The sequence below is a fragment of the Vibrio sp. Vb0349 genome (assembly GCF_033338975.1).
On sequence record NZ_JAWOTS010000006.1, the window covers coordinates 171,596 to 191,116 of the forward strand.

Sequence of the window (19,521 nt, forward strand, 5' to 3'; positions counted from 1 at the left end):
AATAATCTGGCTCATTGGAGATCGGTAATACCCTAATGCCTTCCCAGCAATTAAAACATTGGTTTGCCACGCTAACCTCAAATAGCCCTTTCTTCTTTGCCATTCTTGATAAAAAACACAATTATCGAATGGTAAGTGACCGTTACTGCGATATCGCAGGTTTAAGTCATGAGGAAATCGTCGGCTTAAACGATTGCCAAGTGCTGGGTGAACAGTTTTATAAGAAGCTTGCACCATACTATCAGCGCGCGTTCAAAGGGGCACATGTCGAAGCCGAAATCACGCTCGATGAAACCGACCTTGAAACCAGTCTTCACTTTAGTCTTTCGCCAGTTTTTGAAGGTAACGACATTCGCTTTGTTGTTTTTCACGCTGTCGATACTTCAGAAAAGCAGATACTCGTTCGCTCCTTAGAAGAGTCCGAAAGTAAGTTTGCGAAGTTAACACAACTGCTACCAGACGGCTTACTGCTTATCGAAGATGATATTGTCATCTCTGCGAACCCCGCATCAGCGCGCCTTCTCGGACTTAACTCTCCTCATGAATTGTTGGGCGAAGAGCTAAGTCGTTTATTCATCGATGAAAATAGTAAAAAGGTATTTAGTCATCGATTGAGTACATTAATTTCTGACAAACCTTTTGTCTGCTTAACCAGCGCAAGATGCGGCTTTGAACGGAAAGTTCAGCTACACGCGGATTCCACGGCGATATTAGGTAGCGAATCTCAAATTATCCTAATCCAAGATGCTGATGATGCGCCCAAAAACCTGTCTTCTGCATCGAATGAAGACATACACATTGACTCGCTCACCAAACTCTACAACCGCTTTGGCTTCACCAAACGTTTGGAACAGCTGATCAAAAAGCAAACACCGCTTCTGGTGTTCTATTTGGATATCGATAACTTCAAAAACATTAATGACTCACTTGGTCACCATATTGGCGATAAAGTGATTCAAGAGGTATCGGCCCGTCTTAAACGGTTACTGCCAAACCAAGCGATAATTGGTCATTTGGGTGGCGATGAGTTTGGCGTCATTCTACCGGAGCCAGAAAACACCCGCATGGCTGAAATTTTGTCCGATCGCATTATCTCGTTGATCAACCAACCTTTCGACTTGCACCACTTCAGCAAACGCCTTGCCTGTTCAATTGGTAGCGTTCGATACCCTGAAGACGGACAAGATGCGCGAATCCTACTACAAAATGCCGATACTGCGATGTATGAAGCCAAAGATCGTGGTAGAAATCGTCTGATCAAATTTAACGATCAAATGAACAAAGAAGCGCGTATGCGTTTGTGGCTTGAAATCGAACTGCAAAAAGCATTGCAGCAGAACGGTTTGGAAGTGTGGTATCAACCTAAGGTTAACGCGCGAGACTTCAGTATCAACGGCGCAGAAGCACTCGTTCGTTGGAAGCATCCAGTCGAAGGGTACATTAGTCCCGGCTCATTCATTCCTGTCGCCGAGCGCGCTGGGTTAATCGAACACCTTGGACGTGTCGTGATGCGTGATGTTTTCAATACGGTAAAACGTTGGAAGCAACAAGGCATACTGCCAGGCCGTGTCGCCATCAACCTCTCTCCCGAGCAATTTGGCAACCCACAGCTGATCGACTTTATGGAAAAGCTGCTTCGCACTACCGAGCTTGATCCAAGCTGCATTACCTTCGAGCTAACCGAAAGTGCCGTGATGAGTGATAGCGAACATACACTGCAAATGTTGAATGCGATTAAAAAGCTAGGCTTCGCTCTCTCTATCGATGACTTTGGTACCGGCTACTCTTCTCTTTCCTACTTAGCGCGTTTCCCTATTGACGAGCTAAAAATCGACCGCGCTTTTATTAATGATATCGACACACTACCGAAACAAGTCACTGTGATTGAAAACATCATTAATCTGGGTAAGTCGCTCGACTTAACTGTCGTTGCCGAGGGGGTGGAAACCCACCAGCAAGCTACTTTGCTCTCTAACCTTCAATGTAATGCGATTCAAGGATTCCATTTTTATCGCCCGCAGCCAAAACATGAAATTGAAGAGCTGTTTGTACAGAATCGTCGTCACAAGAACTAACCCCGCCCCGATACCCTTACTCGCAAGGGGTAAATATCGACTTTATTGAGCTAAACCTAACTTAGGTCAATTTCGCTATTCATAATTCTTCATAAAATGCGGACACCTTTTTATTCTCAATGATTGTGAGCATATGGAACTCTTGTGTCCCGCGGGTAACCTGCCTGCGTTAAAAACTGCGATTGATTGCGGTGCCGATGCCGTCTACATTGGTTTCAAAGATGATACCAACGCCCGTCACTTTGCTGGCCTCAACTTTAACGGCAAGAAATTAGAAAAAGCGGTGCAATACGTTCATGACCGCAATAAAAAAATTCATGTCGCGTTGAATACCTTCGCTCATCCCAATGGCTTCGAGCGCTGGACGAACGCAGTAGACAATGCAGCGGCACTGGGTGTAGACGCGCTGATTGTTGCAGACATTGCAGTGCTGGAGTACGCGGCTCGCAAATATCCCGATCTGGAACTACACCTTTCAGTGCAAGCATCAGCGACCAACGTCGCAGCCATTGATTTTTACAAACAAAACTTCAACGTAAAACGGGTAGTATTACCTCGCGTTTTATCGATTCATCAGGTCAAACAGCTTTCACGCAACATCACTAGCGATGTCGAGTTAGAAGTCTTTGCTTTTGGTAGCCTTTGTATCATGTCTGAAGGTCGCTGCTACCTATCGTCATACATGACAGGCGAGTCTCCAAACACTGTGGGAGCATGCTCTCCAGCTAAGTACGTTCGCTGGCAAGAAACAGAAAATGGTCTGGAATCCCGCCTTAACGACATTTTGATCGATCGCTACAGCACCGGTGAAAATGCGGGCTACCCTACCTTGTGTAAAGGCCGTTTCGAAGCAGAAATCGAAGGCGAGAAAAAACGCTACCACGCACTGGAAGAACCAACCAGTTTGAACACCCTCTCTATGCTGCCAGAACTATTTGCTGCAAATGTGGCGTCTGTAAAAATTGAAGGTCGCCAACGTAGCCCAGCTTACGTAGAACAAGTCACTCGAACATGGCGAGCCGCGATTGACCGTTACCAAGCAAACCCAGAAGCTTACCAAGTCGAAGCGGCTTGGGATGCCGCATTGGCAAACGTGTCTGAAGGTACGCAGACCACACTTGGTGCTTATCACCGCAAATGGCAGTAGAGGTTAAGATGGATAATTCAATGAAATACGCGCTTGGCCCGCTGTTGTACTTCTGGCCAAAACAAGACATCGAAGCGTTTTATGAACAAGCGAAATCAAGCTCCGCGGACATCATCTATCTTGGGGAAACCGTATGTTCAAAACGTCGAGAAATGAAGCCTTCGCATTGGCTTGAAATCGCAAAAGAGCTGTCTGCATCTGGCAAGCAAGTGGTGCTATCAACGATGGCACTACTAGAAGCTCCGAGTGAAGTAAACATAATGAAGAAGTACATCGACAACGGTGACTTCGCGATTGAGGCAAATGACGTATCTGCTGTTCAATTGGCATCAGAGCATAAAGTGCCTTTCGTCGTTGGTCCTGCAATCAATACTTATAACGCACACACGCTCAACTTATTTTTGAAGCAAGGTATGATGCGTTGGTGCATGCCTGTCGAACTCTCTCGCGAATGGTTAAACGATACTTTAGTTCAGTGTGACGAGCTTGGTATTCGTAACAAGTTTGAAGTTGAGGTATTTAGCCACGGTTATTTGCCTTTAGCGTATTCCGCTCGCTGTTTCACAGCCCGAGCTGAAAACCGAGCGAAAGACGATTGCGAAACCTGCTGTATCAAATACCCTACGGGTATCCAGGTCAGCAGCCAAGAAGGGCAAGAAGTCTTTAACCTTAACGGCATTCAAACACAGTCAGGGTATTGCTACAACCTCATCAATGACTTACCAAGTATGAAAGGGCTGGTTGATGTGGTCCGGTTAAGCCCTCTTGGTATCGACACTTTTTCAGAGTTAGAGCGTTTTCGCTCAAACGAATACGGCGATAATCCTGAAAAGCTCGAAAGCCGCCAATGCAATGGCTATTGGCATCAACTAGCGGGCTTAGAAGTAAAAACCATTTAATCCTTAAAGATAAAAGCGAGGCCTAGCCTCGCTTTTATCTGTTAGCTTTTGTTAGCAGGCTTGCACCCTTGGTTCGACAGAACTCTCATTAAGCAGCTTTTTCACATCTCGCCACAACACACTGGTCACGACCAAACTCAATGCAATGTTAGACAATGGGAAAGCTAACCAAATACCTGTCACGCCGAAAAGTTTCGGCATAATGAATAAGAATGGCAACTGGACCAGCATGTTGCCTAGTGTTACAAACATAGCTTTGCTGCCTTTGTTTACTGATTGATAGTACGCGGCCGCCACAACTAAAAAACCATCTAAGAACAACGCAAACATGTGTAAACGAATCCCGATCACGGTGCTATCAATCAACTGTTGGTCAGCATTATTAAACACCGCAACCAGTTCGTACGGGAAAAGGTTCATCAAAACAACGAACGCCACCCCACCAAGCACAGATGTCCCCATCGCGACCTTTAATAACTTTCTGATGTTCTCCTGATTACGTGCACCGTGGTTGAAGCTCACTAAAGGCTGCATACCATTCGCAATTCCTTCGGCTATCAGATAGTAAACCGTCACGATGTACCCCAAAATGGCGTACGCTCCGATCAACATTGCACTTCCGTATTGAGCAAATAACGCGTTGTGCAGTGCCACCATCACAGAGCCGTAGGCGTACATAAAGAAACTTGATGTACCTATCATGATAATCTTTGGTGCAGCATCAACCTGAACTTTGAAGTCGCGGATACGAAGGCGTAATGTTGCTTTTGAAGTAAAGAAGTAACCAATACCTAGCACAGTGACCACTAATTGTGCAAGTGCAGTGGCAATAGCGGCTCCGGTTAACTCCCACTCCAACCAAGCAATAAATACGTAGTCTAATACGATGTTAATAACGGCACCGATGACCATCAAAATCGTTGCTAAGTTCGGGCTGTCGTCATTGCGTAACAGAAACGGAACCGCGATAGAACCCAACGTGAATACGCACGCGACAATCAGAATATGCAAATATTGCAGCGCAAGTTCAAACACTCGCCCTTCCGCTCCTTGCCAGCGAATAAATTCATCCGAAAACAAGAACAATATTGTAGCAACGATTGGCATCAATGCCGCTAACAACGTCAATCCGGTCGTTAGGATTCGCTTAGCGCCTTCATGATCGTTCTCTCCTTGCTTGATCGAGGTCAGTGCACCAGTCCCCACCCCAATCATCATTCCTATACCGAGGATCGAACCGATAATAGGCCACGCAACATTGATCCCAGCTAATCCGTCAGCGCCAACATAACGGCCAATAAAAATGCCATCAACTATTTGATACAAACCGTTTACGAGCATTGCTGCGACGGTTGGAATCGTATATTTCCAAAACTGTCTATAAATTGAGTTTTGCATGACTGTCACCAGTAGTTAGCAAAGCTAACCATTTAATTAGCAAGGCTAACTAAATGGTTAAATTAAATAAAAGAAAAATGAAACACCAAAGGCTAATGCGTACAGCGGAGGCCTTTGGTTTAGTTTAAAATGACTTATTGCTCAATGCTTTATTCAGTAAAGCTTGTAACTGCTCAGCTTCTTGCTGATTTAATTGTTGCATCATTTGTTCAGAGATATCTTTGTACACTACCTGCTCCAAAGACATTTTTTCTGCGACTTCTTCTGTAAGCAACACACGCTTAGCACGAGCATCCTCATTACATGCGATGCGTTTCACCAAACCCTTTTTTTCCAGACGCACAACCATTGTCGACGCGGAAGGCTTAGTCACTTGCAGCTCTTCTGCAAGATCGGTTATTCGCACACCCTCAGGGTAAACCTGAATCACACGTAAATAATCGAACTCATTAAAGCTTAGATGTGATAATGGATCTTCTTTGGCATAGACACGCCAAGCTTTGGCGCAAAAACGCTCTAAATCAATCAAGCTTTCTTCTAATGCCATAAAAGCCACCACCACTTAGTTAGCAAGACTAACTATTTTAAATGAGTCACTCATCAAGTTCAATCATAAAAAAAGCCGCTCTCATCGAGCGGCTCTAAATCATTCAATTTCCAGCTTCTTGGCAGCCTTTAACTTGGCCAATCTATCTTGCTGTAATTGATCGTAGATTTGCGCCAATTCCAAGAAAGAATAGCGATGCTCAACATAATCGTAAACGTTGAACGAAATCGCGAGCTTATAAAGTGAGATGGCACTTGCGATATCACCTTCAAGCTGATTACGCTTTCCAAGGTAGAAATACGTTTCCGTCAATCGTTCAGCTAGGCGATAATTCTCTCTTGTTCCATCCATAATTGCTTTAAGAGCGTCTTCGTCCGAGACATCTCGCAGCATGATAGCAACAAGAACCCACCCCCACTCTTCACTGCGATCACGTAAATAACGCTGTTGAAGATTGGCTTTTGCTTGCTCTGGATTTTGCTCAGCTTCGATGATGTACAGCCATAATGAACGAAAAGGATCCGTTGGCATTTCTTGATAATGCTTGGTCATATCTTCTAAAGCGAGATCAATTCGGCCACCATAATACAGTGCAATCGCACGGTTGCGCTCAGCATAGGTATTATCAGGAGCCAACTCTATGGTCGAGTCAAACGCTTCATATGCCGCGTCAAACTCCCCCACTTGGGTGAAATACACCCCCAAAAGATTGAAGATATCCGGTTGAGCAGGATTCAACTGCAAAGACTGGTTAAAGTCCAAACGGGCAAGATCACGCAAACCAACGCTGTCGTAGTAGCTACCGCGCTCATAATGCATTTTAGCGCGCACTTCATCACTAAGGTCGGGACGTTGTAGCAACTGCGAGAGACGCGCGATTTGTACTTCTTGTTGAACACTAGGCTGAAGTGGCACCGCCATCGGTGGATATAACCACTTTTGTGCTGATTGTTGAGAAGTATTTGCACAACCGGTCAGCGCGATAGCAACACATAAAATTGCGGTTTGAAACCATTTCACTAATTGATACTCCTGTTTGGACCGCTCAAGATTTGTTTCTCTTAATGCAATATAGGCGATAACCTCGTTTGAGGTTAATACATCGAAACAAACCAAAAAAGGGGAGCGAAAATGCTCCCCTTTTATAACATGCTTTCAGGCCCTTAATCTAATAAAAGGCTGAAAGTCTCATTTTGTCTTACTCGTCTTTAGCAGCCGGTGCTTCAGCAGCAGCTTCTTCAGCTGGCTTTTCTACCGCTTCTTTCATGCTTAGACGTACACGGCCTTGGCGGTCGATTTCAAGAACTTTAACTTGAACTTCTTGACCTTCAGCTAGGTAGTCAGACACTTTCTCTACGCGTTTTTCTGCGATTTGAGAAATGTGTACAAGACCATCTTTGCCTGGAAGAACCGTTACGAATGCACCGAAGTCTGCTAGACGTGCAACTTTACCTGTGTAGATACGGCCCACTTCAACTTCAGCAGTGATCTCTTCGATACGGCGGATAGCTTCTTTCGCAGCAGTGCCTTCAGTTGCCGCAATCTTGATAGTACCGTCGTCTTCGATTTCGATAGTTGTACCAGTCTCTTCAGTTAGAGCACGGATAACTGCACCACCTTTACCGATAACGTCTTTGATCTTCTCAGCGCTGATCTTCATCGTGTGAATACGCGGAGCAAATTCAGAGATGTCTTCACGAGCACCAGAGATAGCTTCATCCATTACAGATAGGATGTGCTTACGTGCGCCTTGAGCTTGGTTAAGCGCAATTTGCATGATTTCTTTAGTGATGCCTTCGATCTTGATGTCCATTTGAAGTGCAGTGATACCAGTGTTAGTACCTGCTACTTTAAAGTCCATGTCACCTAGATGGTCTTCATCGCCAAGGATGTCAGAAAGTACAACGAAATCGTCACCTTCTTTAACAAGACCCATTGCGATACCAGCAACAGATGCTTTGATTGGTACACCTGCGTCCATAAGTGCAAGAGAAGTACCACATACTGAAGCCATTGAAGATGAACCGTTAGATTCAGTGATTTCCGATACAACACGTACTGTGTATGGGAACTCATCAACAGAAGGCATTACTGCAGCAATACCACGCTTCGCCAGTTTACCGTGGCCGATTTCACGACGCTTAGGAGAACCTACAAAACCAGTTTCACCTACACAGTATGGAGGGAAGTTGTAGTGCAGTAGGAAGTGATCTTTACGCTCACCAGTTAGCTCATCGATGATTTGAGCATCACGCTGAGTACCTAGCGTTGCCGTAACGATCGCCTGAGTTTCACCACGAGTGAATAGCGCGCTACCGTGAGTACGAGGAAGAACACCAGTACGTACATCTAGTGCACGAACCATGTCTTTTTCACGGCCATCGATACGTGGGTTACCTGCAATAATACGGCTACGTACTACTGTCTTCTCTAGATCATGGAAGATAGTGTGGATTTCTTTTGTATCTGCTTCAGGATCTTCAGCAAGAAGAACTTCATTTACTTCCGCAGCGATCTCATGGATGCGGTCGTAACGAGCCATTTTCTCAGTAATTTGGTAAGCTTCAACAAGTTTAGCTTCTGCTAGATCAGCAATCTTATTTTTAAGCGCTGTGTTCTCTTCAGGAGCAACCCAATCCCAAGCAGGAGTTGCAACTTCTGCTTTGAATTCGTTGATAGCTTGAATAGCAACTTGTTGTTGGTCATGACCATAAACAACCGCCGCTAGCATTTCTTCTTCAGTTAGGTTGTCCGCTTCTGACTCAACCATCAGTACTGCTGACTCTGTACCTGCAACAACAAGGTCAAGCTTAGAAGTTTCTAGTTCAGTTTGGCTAGGGTTAAGTACAAGCTGACCATCGATATGACCAACACGCGCCGCACCGATAGGGCCGTTGAATGGAATGCCAGAGATAGCAAGAGCAGCAGAAGTACCGATCATTGTAACGATATCTGGCTGAACATCTGGGTTTACAGACATTACTGTCGCGATAACCTGAACTTCGTTTTTAAACGCGTCTGGGAATAGCGGACGGATTGGACGGTCGATTAGACGAGCTGTTAGCGTTTCGCCTTCAGAAGGACGACCTTCACGTTTGAAGAAGCCGCCTGGGATTTTACCCGCAGCGTAAGTACGCTCTTGGTAGTTAACCGTTAGTGGGAAGAAGTCTTGACCTGCAACGGCTTCTTTTTTACCTACAACAGATACGAATACAGACGTATCATCCATTGTGACCATAACTGCTGCTGTAGCTTGACGTGCAATAACGCCAGTTTCTAAAGTAACTGTGTGGTTACCGTACTGGAACGTTTTAACAACTGGTTTTTCGAACATTGTTATTCCTTGTTTCTAATCTTCCTTTAGTGCTTAAAGAAATCTTAGATGTGTTAATTGACACTCAAGGCATTACGAATCGCGACTAGTAAAAAGAAACTCGGAAATTCCTTTTGAATAGTCGCGACCTTTTGGTCGACGTGGTTGACTGTAATGCTATGAGCTTTTGAGAAAACCTCTTACAAGGTTTAGCCGCCAGTATTATAACGGCATAAGTCTAATTTGGCTAAATTTAGGCAACAAAAAAGGGGCATAAAGCCCCTTTTTAGACAAACTGCTATGCAGTCGCTGATTAGCGACGTAGGCCTAGACGTTTGATTAGGTCTTGGTAGCGAGCTAGGTTTTTACCTTTTAGGTAATCTAGAAGCTTACGACGACGAGAAACCATGCGTAGAAGACCACGACGGCTGTGGTGATCGCCTTTGTGCGCTTTGAAGTGACCTTGTAGGTGGTTGATAGAAGCTGTAAGTAGAGCTACTTGAACTTCTGGTGAACCAGTGTCGCCTTCGCCTTGTGCGTATTCTGCAACGATTGCTGCTTTAGTTTCTGCATTCAGAGACATAATTCTCTCCTAATAAGAGTAGGTTTAAAGTTGTAGCAGCCAATCTCTGATTCAGCCGCTACGCGAAGCGCGGATTATAGGGAAATTTCCTATCTCGTGCAATATAAAAATACCGACACTCAGGTCGGTATTTTCAATCATTTACTTGGATGCAACGTCATCTCGGAACACGACCAATCGCTTAGGAGCGATTTTGCCATCTTCGTTCATTTCGCCAACGCCAATAAACAAGCGTTCTTCACCCATAGTAAGGCGAAGTGAGCCCTCAGTCGGAGCACCAAATACTTGAACGGGCTGCCCATGTTGGACCATATCCGCCAGTTCAGGCACCAAGTTGACTTCTGGTAAGTCTTCTACCGCTGTATCCATTGGCAAAAGTAGCGGGTCCAGTAGTTCTCGAGGCGCTCGTTCCTCTCGGTGAGCTTGCTCTAGCAACTCATTTAGTTGCTCAAGTGTTACCATATTCTCGTAAGGGTATTTAGCAACACCAGTACGACGAAGCATAGTTACGTGCGCACCACAACCTAACATTTCGCCCAGATCATCAACGATAGTACGAATATAGGTACCTTTAGAGCAGTGCACTTCCATCTCTACTTCATCGCCTTCAAAACGGTGAAGAACAATCTCATATACCGTGATCTTACGAGATTCACGCGGAACTTCGATGCCTTTACGAGCGTATTCATACAAGGGTTTACCTTGATACTTCAACGCAGAGAACATGGAAGGCACTTGATCAGACTCACCACGGAACTGATCAATGCACGCTTCTAGCTTGTCTAACGTAACATCGACTGGACGCGTCTCTACAACTTCACCATCCGAGTCAGACGTATTGGTACGTTCACCCAGCTTTGCGATCACGCGGTAGCGTTTATCAGAATCAAGAAGAAACTGAGAAAATTTTGTCGCTTCACCCAAGCAAATTGGCAGCATGCCTGTCGCTAATGGGTCCAAGGCTCCAGTGTGGCCTGCTTTCTCAGCAAAGTAGATTCGCTTTACTTTTTGCAGTGCATCATTGGAAGAGATACCTGTTGGTTTGTCCAACAGTATAACGCCATTAATTGGACGACCTTTACGACGACGAGCCATTATTCTTCGTCCTCACGACCAGAATCTTTTTGCTTTTGTTTGTCTGAACTAACGACTTCAGACACTAGGTTAGACATACGCATACCTTCAACAAGCGTATTGTCATAGTGGAAGCGGATTTCTGGCGTTAAACGTAGACGAATACGCTTACCTAACATCATGCGAATGTGCACTTCGTGCTCACGTAGCGCTGCTAGACATGATTCTGGTGTTTGCTCACCCACACACAGGAAGGTCACAAATACTTTTGCGTAAGCTAGGTCACGAGAGACTTCTACGTCTGAGATCGTCACCATGCCAAGGCGAGAGTCACGAACTTCACGTTGAAGGATCATCGCTAGTTCTTTTTGCAGCTGCTGTGCAACGCGCTGCGTGCGGCTAAATTCTTTTGACATATCTTTACTCTTATATAGAAAGAATGGGGGGTTGGTCAAAGCCAGCCCCCCATGGTGTATTCAACAACCAATTACTACTTATCTTTCAAAGACAATATTAGTAATTTTAGTCAATTAGTCTAGAGTACGTTTAATTTCAACGATTTCGAAGACTTCGATTTGGTCACCAACGCGAACATCATTGTAGTTCTTAACGCCGATACCACATTCGTAGCCATTCTTAACTTCTTGAACGTCATCTTTGAAACGACGTAGTGACTCTAGTTCACCTTCGTAAATAACAACGTTATCACGTAGTACACGGATTGGGTTGTTACGCTTGATCACACCTTCTGTAACCATACAACCAGCGATAGCGCCCAGTTTCGGTGACTTAAACACGTCACGAACTTCAGCAAGACCAATGATCTCTTGCTTGAATTCTGGAGCAAGCATACCGCCCATTGCTTGTTTCACTTCATCAATCAATTGGTAAATGATTGAGTAGTAACGTAAGTCAACAGCTGCGGCTTCAACAGCACGGCGAGCAGAAGCATCTGCACGAACGTTAAAGCCAAGGATGATTGCGTTTGAAGCTTCCGCTAGTACTACGTCAGTTTCCGTAATACCACCTACACCAGAACCAACGATGTTCACTTTAACTTCGTCAGTAGATAGCTTAACTAGTGAGTCAGCGATTGCTTCTACAGAACCTTGAACGTCTGCTTTAAGTACAACGTTAAGTTCAGCAACTTCACCAGCAGTCATGTTAGAGAACATGTTCTCTAGTTTAGATTTCTGCTGACGAGCAAGTTTCACTTCACGGAACTTACCAGCACGGTAGTTAGCTACTTCACGCGCTTTACGCTCGTCACGAACTACTGTTGCTTCATCACCTGAAGATGGTACACCTGAAAGACCTAGGATCTCTACAGGGATAGATGGGCCAGCCGAAGTAATTTCTTTACCTAGCTCATCACGCATGGCACGAACACGGCCGTATTCTTGACCACAAAGAACGATGTCGCCTTTGTTTAGTGTACCTGATTGAACAAGTACTGTTGCAACTGGACCACGACCTTTATCTAGGCGAGATTCAACAACAACACCAGATGCCATGCCTTCAGCTACAGCTGTAAGTTCAAGAACTTCAGACTGAAGAAGGATTGCTTCTAGAAGACCATCGATGTTTGTACCCTGTTTAGCAGAGATGTGAACGAACATGTTCTCACCGCCCCACTCTTCAGGAATAACGTCGTATTGAGCAAGCTCGTTCTTAACGTTATCTGGGTTCGCGTCTTCTTTATCGATCTTGTTCACAGCAACAATTAGAGGAACGCCTGCCGCTTTCGCGTGCTGAATCGCTTCTACTGTTTGTGGCATTACGCCATCGTCTGCTGCAACTACAAGAACAACGATATCTGTTGCTTGAGCACCACGAGCACGCATTGCAGTAAACGCTGCGTGTCCAGGAGTATCAAGGAACGTGATCATGCCGTTGTCTGTTTCAACGTGGTACGCACCAATGTGCTGAGTAATACCACCCGCTTCGCCAGAAGCAACGTGTGTGCGACGGATGTAGTCAAGTGTTGACGTTTTACCGTGGTCAACGTGACCCATGATAGTAACAACTGGAGCACGCGGAACTGCTTCCGCGTTAGTGTCACGGTCAGATAGTACCGCTTCTTCCAGTTCGTTCTCTTTACGAAGAACTACTTTATGGCCCATTTCTTCAGCAACAAGTTGTGCTGTTTCTTGGTCGATCACTTGGTTGATAGTCGCCATAGCGCCCATCTTCATCATTACTTTGATAACTTCTGTCGCTTTAACCGACATCTTGTTAGCAAGTTCTGATAGAACGATCGTTTCGCCAATTACAACGTCTTGCTTAGCAACCGTTGCTGACTTATCAAACCCGTGCTGCATTGAAGTCGGCTTAGCAAGTTTGCCCTTACGACCTCTACCGCCACGTTGGTTGTTACGGCCACCGCGAGCTTGGTCGTCTTTACCCGAAGCTGCTTTTTTCTTCTTACGACGACCGCCTTCTACTTTGCGATCTGCTTCATCTTCGGCTTCACGTGCGTATTGTGAAGTCGTTACATGGTAATCTGTATCTTCCATATCACCCTTTTTCTCTTCTGCAGCAGACCAACGCTCTTTATTCTTTTCAGCCAATTCGCGAGCTTCTTCAAGCTTGCGCTGACTTTCCTCTTCAGCCTTACGCTTAGCTTCTTCTTCCTGACGACGTTTAAGCTCGTCGGCCTCTTTTCGCGCTGCTTCTTGCTTAATTTTCTCTTCAGCATCACGCTTTGCTTTTTCTTCAGCATTACGTTGTGCATTCGTATCTACGTCTCGCTTCGCTTTTTCTTCAGCTTCACGTTTCGCTTTTTCTTCCGCTTCACGTTTTGCAGCTTCTTCAGCTTCACGTTTTGCAGCTTCTTCAGCTTCACGTTTTGCAGCTTCTTCTGCTGCACGTTTTGCTGCTTCTTCTGCTTCACGTTGTGCTGCTTCTTCAGCTTCACGTTTCGCTTCATCTTCAATTGTGCTGCGCTTCACGTATGTACGTTTTTTGCGCACCTCAACCTGAACATTCTTACTCTTACCACCACCCGCGTTCACACTAAGTGTACTACGAGTTTTACGCTGAAGCGTAAGGCGAGTCGGCTCTGAATCACCTGATTTATCACCGTGTTCTTTCTTTAAATGAGAGAGAAGCTTCTGCTTCTCTTCATCAGTAACATTGTCAGAGCTCGCCTTTTTAATGCCAGCGTCAGCAAGTTGTTCAATCAAGCGGTCGACTGGCGTACCAATCTCATCACTCAGTGCTTTAACTGTTAATTGTGTCATGCCGCTTCCTCCTTGCCGAAAATTATGCTTCTTCGCCGAACCAACAGATGTTACGTGCGGCCATAATTAGCTCACCTGCACGTTCTTCGGTCAGGCCTTCGATACCTTCTAAATCGTCAATACCTTGGTCAGCAAGATCTTCCAGTGTCGCTACACCTTTCGCTGCCAATTTAAATGCCATCTCACGCTCAAGACCTTCAAGTGCAAGTAGGTCCTCAGCTGGTTCTAGACCTTCAAAAGACTCTTCTTGTGCTAGTGCGATCGTCGTTAGTGCATCTTTTGCACGTCCACGAAGCTCTTCGATTAGTTCTTCATTCAAACCATCGATTTCTAGTAGCTCGTTAACTGGCACGTATGCGATTTCTTCTAGCGTTGAGAAACCTTCTTCAACAAGAAGTTGAGCGAAGTCTTCTTCAATATCTAGGTACTTCATGAAGTTTTCAATAGATGCTTGTGATTCTTCAGCGTGTTTCTTCTGAAGATCAGCAACTGTCATAACATTCAGTTCCCAACCGGTTAGTTGAGATGCTAGACGCACGTTTTGACCGTTACGACCAATAGCTTGCGCTAGGTTGTCAGCTTCAACTGCGATGTCCATTGAATGTGCATCCTCATCAACGATGATAGAAGCAACATCAGCTGGCGCCATTGCGTTGATAACGAATTGAGCTGGGTTATCATCCCAAAGAACGATATCGATACGCTCACCACCAAGTTCGCCAGAAACAGCTTGTACACGTGCACCACGCATACCAACACACGCACCTACAGGGTCGATACGTTTGTCATTTGTTTTGACAGCGATCTTAGCGCGAGAACCAGGATCACGTGCTGCGCCTTTAAGCTCGATAATATCTTCTGCGATTTCAGGCACTTCAACACGGAACAGTTCTGCCAACATTTCTGGCTTAGAACGAGTGATGAACAATTGGAAACCACGTGCTTCAGGCGCGACTTTGTAAAGAAGGCCACGTACGCGGTCGCCTGGACGGAAGTTTTCACGAGGAAGTTGGTCATCACGCAGGATTACCGCTTCAGCGTTATTACCAAGATCAAGCACGATTGTGTCACGGTTTACTTTTTTCACGACACCAGTGATTAGATCACCTTCATTGTCAATGAACTGTTCAACGATTTGTGCGCGCTCAGCTTCACGAACTTTTTGAACGATAACTTGCTTAGCAGTTTGAGTCGTAATACGGTCAAACGTTACTGATTCGATTTCGTCTTCTACGTAGTCGCCAAGCTCGATTGAGTCATCTTCGTATTGCGCTGCTTCTAGTGAGATCTCTTTTGTAGGGTTCTCAACGTCATCAACAACTAACCAACGGCGGTAAGTTACAAATTCACCGGTTTTACGGTCAATGGCAACACGTACGTCGATTTCGATTTCGTATTTTTTCTTTGTAGAAGTTGCTAGAGCAATCTCAAGAGCCTCAAAGATACGCTCACGAGGTACCGCTTTTTCGTTCGATACCGCTTCTGCTACCGCTAAAATTTCTTTACTCATTGTATTTAGCCTCTAAGCTTAAACTTTTTTAGGGAACTAAAATTTAGGGATCAGGTTAGCTTTGGAAATGTTACTTAGAGCAAACTCTTCTTGCTGACCGTCTACAGTAATTGTCACTGTTTCGCCATCAACACCGTGGATAATACCTTTCCACTTACGACGGTTTGCTACAGCCATTTTCAATACGATGCTGACCTCGTGACCAATAAATTGCTCGTAATGTGCTGCTTTAAAAAGTGGTCTTTCTAAACCTGGAGAAGACACTTCTAGGCTGTAAGCAACAGAAATTGGATCTTCAACGTCTAAAACTGCACTAACTTGGTGGCTAACTTCTGCACAGTCGTCTACGTTAATACCATTTTCATGGTCAATGTAGATACGTAACGTTGAGTGCGCGCCTGCACGAATGAATTCTAATCCAACTAACTCATAACCTGATGCCGCTACTGGCGCGTCAAGCATTTCAGTAAGTTGTCTTTCTAAACCAGTCATTTAACCACTCCAGAAACAAAAAAAGGGCTCAGAGCCCAATCAAAAAACCAAGCAGTATCTGAGCTATTTCAAAAAGCTCAGATAACAAAAAACCCCGATAGTCGGGGTTTTATGCTGCTGGACCCTGATACGTTAAGAATAGCCAACAATTGCTTTTCTTAACTCGTAGTGTGGTTAGCACTACGCAAACTTGCCAATCTACGATTTCCTTTTAAAGAAAGAGATTGGTTGCGGGGGCCGGATTTGAACCGACGACCTTCGGGTTATGAGCCCGACGAGCTACCAAGCTGATCCACCCCGCGTCCGACTTGCTGAGCATTATACTCGCAAACAAGTGATTTACAAGTTTGTAAATACATGGTGCCGAGAGAGGGACTCGAACCCTCACACCTAAGGCACTAGCACCTCATGCTAGCGTGTCTACCAATTTCACCATCTCGGCATCAAAACCTTACAGCTTATTGAGGAATTTCATCACCCGCAGGGGCAGGAACTTCACTCGCTGCATCCTTAACTTGTTCAACAACTGGTTGACCTAACGTTGGGTCTACCCATTGTGATTCAGTCTGGTGCGTAGACATACGACCAAGTAACAAGCTAACGATAAAGAATACGGTTGCTAAGATAGCAGTTGTTCGGGTTAAGAAATTACCTGAGCCGCCAGCACCAAACACTGTGTTTGAAGCACCAGCACCGAACGAGGCTCCCATATCTGCGCCTTTACCTTGTTGAATCAACACAAGGCCAATCACACCAAGCGCTGCCAACAGGTAAATCACAAGTAGAACTGAAAACATTTTTTCCACCTATGTTCCAAATTGTTGAGCCAGCGCCGTTCAAAAGAATAAATCATTATGAACAAGGCTAGCGACCTCCTAACGGGAGGCGGAGCAATACTAGCGAAAGCCAGTAACGCTGACAAGGGAAAATTAGTAAAAAATCAATGCCAATGCGTTAAGCGCTCAAAAAAAGGGCAAAAGATGCCCTTTTCATTCAAGACATGCTTTAACGCAATGATTAACAACTTGCTTTAACAGCCTCAGCGATTTTCAATGCTGAGTGTTGAACTAGTTCACCATCTTCGCCTTCCACCATAACGCGGATCAAAGGCTCAGTGCCAGACTTGCGCAGCAGTACACGCCCTTTATCACCAAGCGTTGCCTCGACTTCAGCAACAGCGTTTAATACAGCTGTAGCTTCAAGAGGGTTACTTTCTCCTGAAAAACGGACATTTTCTAAAACCTGAGGATATAATGTCATTCCTTGCGATAGTTCATACAAAGACATATCGCTGCCAATTACAGAAGCAAGTACTTGAAGTGCAGCAACAATCGCATCGCCGGTTGTGACTTTATCTAATAAGATCACATGGCCTGAGTTTTCAGCACCAATTTTCCAACCTTTTTCTAGCAGTTGCTCCATGACATAACGGTCACCAACAGCTGCACGTACAAACGGAATGCCTAGCTGCTTTAAACCATTTTCCATACCCAAGTTAGTCATTAGTGTACCAACAACACCACCCTTTAGCTCACCACGACGAAGTGCATCACGAGCGATGATATAAGCAATTTGGTCACCATCAACTTTGTTACCCAAGTGATCGACCATAATGATACGGTCACCATCACCATCAAACGCGAGACCAAGGTGCGCTTGCTCTTCAACAACACGCTGTTGAAGAGCTCGTACGTCTGTTGCGCCCACGTTTTCATTAATGTTGATGCCGTTAGGCTCTACGCCCATAGCGATAACTTCTGCCCCAAGTTCTTTGAAAACATTTGGAGCGATGTGGTACGTTGCACCGTGCGCACAGTCTACTACGATCTTAAAGTTCGCAAGGCTCAACTCAGATGGGAAAGTACTCTTACAGAATTCGATGTAACGACCAGCTGCATCATTTAGGCGGGTTGCTTTACCAAGCTCAGCAGACTCCACACATTCAATTTCTTTATCTAACTCAGCTTCGATCGCCAATTCGATATCGTCAGGTAGCTTAGTACCCTCAGAAGAAAAGAACTTAATGCCGTTGTCGTAATATGGGTTATGTGATGCAGAAATCACAATACCAGCCTCGGCACGGAAAGTCTGAGTTAAATAGGCCACAGCTGGAGTTGGCATGGGACCAGTAAATGTTGCTTTAAGTCCCGCAGCTGCAAGGCCTGCCTCTAGTGCAGATTCAAGCATATAACCTGAAATACGTGTATCTTTACCTATGATAACTTTCTTTGTGCCTTGTTTCGCTAGTACACGACCAGCAGCCCAGCCAAGCTTAAGTACGAAGTCTGGAGTGATTGGGTATTGTCCTACTTTACCGCGCACACCGTCAGTACCAAAGTAACGTCTTTCATTCGACATAAACTTTCCTTTATTATTTTTAAATATTGTTTTTCGTCATCTCAACAACTTTCATCGCTTCGATTGTCTCTTCAAAGTCATGCACGCGAATGATCTGCGCGCCTTTCATCGCGGCAATCGTAGCACAAACGACACTTGCGTTCGTACACTCTGCCGCTGGCTTGTCTAACAGTTTGAAGATCATGGATTTACGAGACATGCCAGCCAAAATAGGCAGGCCGAATTCATGAAACTTTTCAAGATGAGCAAGCATATGATAATTGTGTTCGATTGTTTTGCCAAAGCCAAACCCAGGATCGAGAATCAGTTGAGATTTATCAATCCCTGCTGCTTCACACGCCGCGATACGTTCTTCTAGAAAAGCCGACACGTCCCCCATTAAATCATCGTAATGAGGGTCAACTTGCATGGTCCTAGGCTGACCTTTCATATGCATCAGACAAATTGGAAGGTTTGCTTCTGCTGCGACTTCCAGAGCACCTGGCTCTTGCAGCGAGCGGATGTCATTGATCAAATCAGCCCCAGCATCAATTGCTTGACGCATCACTTCTGCTTTACTGGTGTCAACGGAAATCCACACATCATACTTTTCACGAATGGCTTTGATTACTGGGACAACACGCCTAAGCTCTTCTTCCAAAGACACATCCGGTGCACCAGGTCTTGTCGATTCACCACCAACATCAACAATACTTACACCAGCCTTTATCATTTTATCAACTTGAGCAAGAGCAAGTTCAATTGAGTTGTATTTACCGCCATCCGAAAAGGAATCCGGTGTCACATTTAGAATGGCCATGACATGTGGACGCGAAAGGTCCAAAGATTTGTTATTTGCTGTAATCATCATCATAAACACAAAAACCCCGAGATAACTCGGGGT

General features: G+C 45.1%; 16 protein-coding genes and 2 tRNA genes. 3 read left to right on the top strand and 15 right to left on the bottom strand.

The annotated features are described in order from the left end of the window. The first annotated feature begins 35 nt into the window (after window positions 1-35). The 3 genes from R7Q47_RS09955 to R7Q47_RS09965 all read left to right on the top strand — a co-directional run bounded on the left by R7Q47_RS09955 (window position 36) and on the right by R7Q47_RS09965 (window position 4,121). The gene (locus R7Q47_RS09955) at window positions 36-2,075 is read left to right on the top strand and encodes a bifunctional diguanylate cyclase/phosphodiesterase (protein WP_005380112.1); all 2,040 of its coding nucleotides are present in this window, start codon (window positions 36-38) and stop codon (window positions 2,073-2,075) included. Window positions 2,076-2,208: 133 nt separating this feature from the next. Continuing rightward, window positions 2,209-3,222, top strand: a complete 1,014-nt coding sequence (locus R7Q47_RS09960; protein WP_005380110.1) for a peptidase U32 family protein — start codon at window positions 2,209-2,211, stop codon at window positions 3,220-3,222. A gap of 20 nt (window positions 3,223-3,242) precedes the next feature. After that, window positions 3,243-4,121 carry a U32 family peptidase gene (locus R7Q47_RS09965; RefSeq protein WP_170894021.1) on the top strand — a complete coding sequence of 293 codons (879 nt, stop codon included), beginning with the start codon at window positions 3,243-3,245 and terminating at the stop codon, window positions 4,119-4,121. Between the two features lie 51 nt (window positions 4,122-4,172). On the opposite strand, the gene R7Q47_RS09970 is transcribed toward R7Q47_RS09965, so the two are convergent. The 15 genes from R7Q47_RS09970 to folP all read right to left on the bottom strand — a co-directional run bounded on the left by R7Q47_RS09970 (window position 4,173) and on the right by folP (window position 19,488). Beyond that, window positions 4,173-5,519, bottom strand: a complete 1,347-nt coding sequence (locus tag R7Q47_RS09970) for an MATE family efflux transporter (RefSeq protein ID WP_318088948.1) — start codon at window positions 5,517-5,519, stop codon at window positions 4,173-4,175. Window positions 5,520-5,643: 124 nt separating this feature from the next. After that, a complete protein-coding gene (locus R7Q47_RS09975) occupies window positions 5,644-6,066 on the bottom strand; it encodes a MarR family winged helix-turn-helix transcriptional regulator (protein WP_005394653.1) in 423 nt (140 codons plus the stop codon). A gap of 99 nt (window positions 6,067-6,165) precedes the next feature. Beyond that, window positions 6,166-7,086, bottom strand: coding sequence for a lipoprotein NlpI (nlpI, locus tag R7Q47_RS09980; protein WP_005380101.1), 921 nt, complete (start codon window positions 7,084-7,086; stop codon window positions 6,166-6,168). 178 nt (window positions 7,087-7,264) lie between these two features. Beyond that, window positions 7,265-9,400, bottom strand: a complete 2,136-nt coding sequence (pnp, locus tag R7Q47_RS09985; RefSeq protein WP_005380098.1) for a polyribonucleotide nucleotidyltransferase — start codon at window positions 9,398-9,400, stop codon at window positions 7,265-7,267. Window positions 9,401-9,692: 292 nt separating this feature from the next. Then, the gene (gene rpsO, locus R7Q47_RS09990) at window positions 9,693-9,962 is read right to left on the bottom strand and encodes a 30S ribosomal protein S15 (protein ID WP_005380094.1); all 270 of its coding nucleotides are present in this window, start codon (window positions 9,960-9,962) and stop codon (window positions 9,693-9,695) included. A gap of 141 nt (window positions 9,963-10,103) precedes the next feature. Then, complete coding sequence (gene truB / locus R7Q47_RS09995) at window positions 10,104-11,057, bottom strand: tRNA pseudouridine(55) synthase TruB (protein ID WP_017820421.1); 954 nt, start codon at window positions 11,055-11,057, stop codon at window positions 10,104-10,106. Next, window positions 11,057-11,452 carry a 30S ribosome-binding factor RbfA gene (rbfA, locus tag R7Q47_RS10000; RefSeq protein ID WP_005380087.1) on the bottom strand — a complete coding sequence of 132 codons (396 nt, stop codon included), beginning with the start codon at window positions 11,450-11,452 and terminating at the stop codon, window positions 11,057-11,059. The genes truB and rbfA overlap by 1 nt, the downstream gene beginning before the upstream one ends. 114 nt (window positions 11,453-11,566) lie before the next feature. After that, the gene (infB, locus tag R7Q47_RS10005) at window positions 11,567-14,278 is read right to left on the bottom strand and encodes a translation initiation factor IF-2 (RefSeq protein WP_005380086.1); all 2,712 of its coding nucleotides are present in this window, start codon (window positions 14,276-14,278) and stop codon (window positions 11,567-11,569) included. A gap of 22 nt (window positions 14,279-14,300) precedes the next feature. After that, on the bottom strand, window positions 14,301-15,788 hold the full coding sequence (gene nusA, locus R7Q47_RS10010) for a transcription termination factor NusA (protein WP_005380084.1): 1,488 nt from the start codon (window positions 15,786-15,788) through the stop codon (window positions 14,301-14,303). 36 nt (window positions 15,789-15,824) lie between these two features. Beyond that, entirely contained in the window at window positions 15,825-16,280 is a 456-nt protein-coding gene (gene rimP, locus R7Q47_RS10015; protein WP_005386424.1) for a ribosome maturation factor RimP, read from the bottom strand. 225 nt (window positions 16,281-16,505) lie between these two features. Next, window positions 16,506-16,582, bottom strand: a tRNA-Met gene (locus R7Q47_RS10020). Window positions 16,583-16,638: 56 nt separating this feature from the next. Then, window positions 16,639-16,722, bottom strand: a tRNA-Leu gene (locus R7Q47_RS10025). A 16-nt stretch (window positions 16,723-16,738) separates the two neighbouring features. Beyond that, window positions 16,739-17,077: a preprotein translocase subunit SecG gene (secG, locus tag R7Q47_RS10030; RefSeq protein ID WP_005380080.1), complete on the bottom strand. Its 339-nt coding sequence runs from the start codon at window positions 17,075-17,077 to the stop codon at window positions 16,739-16,741. Window positions 17,078-17,297: 220 nt separating this feature from the next. Continuing rightward, complete coding sequence (gene glmM, locus R7Q47_RS10035) at window positions 17,298-18,638, bottom strand: phosphoglucosamine mutase (protein ID WP_213987383.1); 1,341 nt, start codon at window positions 18,636-18,638, stop codon at window positions 17,298-17,300. Window positions 18,639-18,657: 19 nt separating this feature from the next. Then, window positions 18,658-19,488 (bottom strand): dihydropteroate synthase, encoded by an 831-nt coding sequence (folP, locus tag R7Q47_RS10040; protein WP_017820419.1) that lies wholly within the window; start codon window positions 19,486-19,488, stop codon window positions 18,658-18,660. Window positions 19,489-19,521 lie beyond the last annotated feature (33 nt).

Excerpts from the sequence above, each read along its gene's own strand:
- secG (WP_005380080.1), bottom strand. The coding sequence starts at position 17,077 with ATGTTTTCAGTTCTACTTGTGATTTACCTGTTGGCAGCGCTTGGTGTG.
- folP (WP_017820419.1), bottom strand. The coding sequence starts at position 19,488 with ATGATGATTACAGCAAATAACAAATCTTTGGACCTTTCGCGTCCACAT.
- R7Q47_RS09970 (WP_318088948.1), bottom strand. The coding sequence starts at position 5,519 with ATGCAAAACTCAATTTATAGACAGTTTTGGAAATATACGATTCCAACC.
- pnp (WP_005380098.1), bottom strand. The coding sequence starts at position 9,400 with ATGTTCGAAAAACCAGTTGTTAAAACGTTCCAGTACGGTAACCACACA.
- R7Q47_RS09965 (WP_170894021.1), top strand. The coding sequence starts at position 3,243 with ATGAAATACGCGCTTGGCCCGCTGTTGTACTTCTGGCCAAAACAAGAC.
- rimP (WP_005386424.1), bottom strand. The coding sequence starts at position 16,280 with ATGACTGGTTTAGAAAGACAACTTACTGAAATGCTTGACGCGCCAGTA.
- glmM (WP_213987383.1), bottom strand. The coding sequence starts at position 18,638 with ATGTCGAATGAAAGACGTTACTTTGGTACTGACGGTGTGCGCGGTAAA.
- nusA (WP_005380084.1), bottom strand. The coding sequence starts at position 15,788 with ATGAGTAAAGAAATTTTAGCGGTAGCAGAAGCGGTATCGAACGAAAAA.
- rbfA (WP_005380087.1), bottom strand. The coding sequence starts at position 11,452 with ATGTCAAAAGAATTTAGCCGCACGCAGCGCGTTGCACAGCAGCTGCAA.
- rpsO (WP_005380094.1), bottom strand. The coding sequence starts at position 9,962 with ATGTCTCTGAATGCAGAAACTAAAGCAGCAATCGTTGCAGAATACGCA.
- R7Q47_RS09955 (WP_005380112.1), top strand. The coding sequence starts at position 36 with ATGCCTTCCCAGCAATTAAAACATTGGTTTGCCACGCTAACCTCAAAT.
- truB (WP_017820421.1), bottom strand. The coding sequence starts at position 11,057 with ATGGCTCGTCGTCGTAAAGGTCGTCCAATTAATGGCGTTATACTGTTG.
- infB (WP_005380086.1), bottom strand. The coding sequence starts at position 14,278 with ATGACACAATTAACAGTTAAAGCACTGAGTGATGAGATTGGTACGCCA.
- R7Q47_RS09975 (WP_005394653.1), bottom strand. The coding sequence starts at position 6,066 with ATGGCATTAGAAGAAAGCTTGATTGATTTAGAGCGTTTTTGCGCCAAA.
- R7Q47_RS09960 (WP_005380110.1), top strand. The coding sequence starts at position 2,209 with ATGGAACTCTTGTGTCCCGCGGGTAACCTGCCTGCGTTAAAAACTGCG.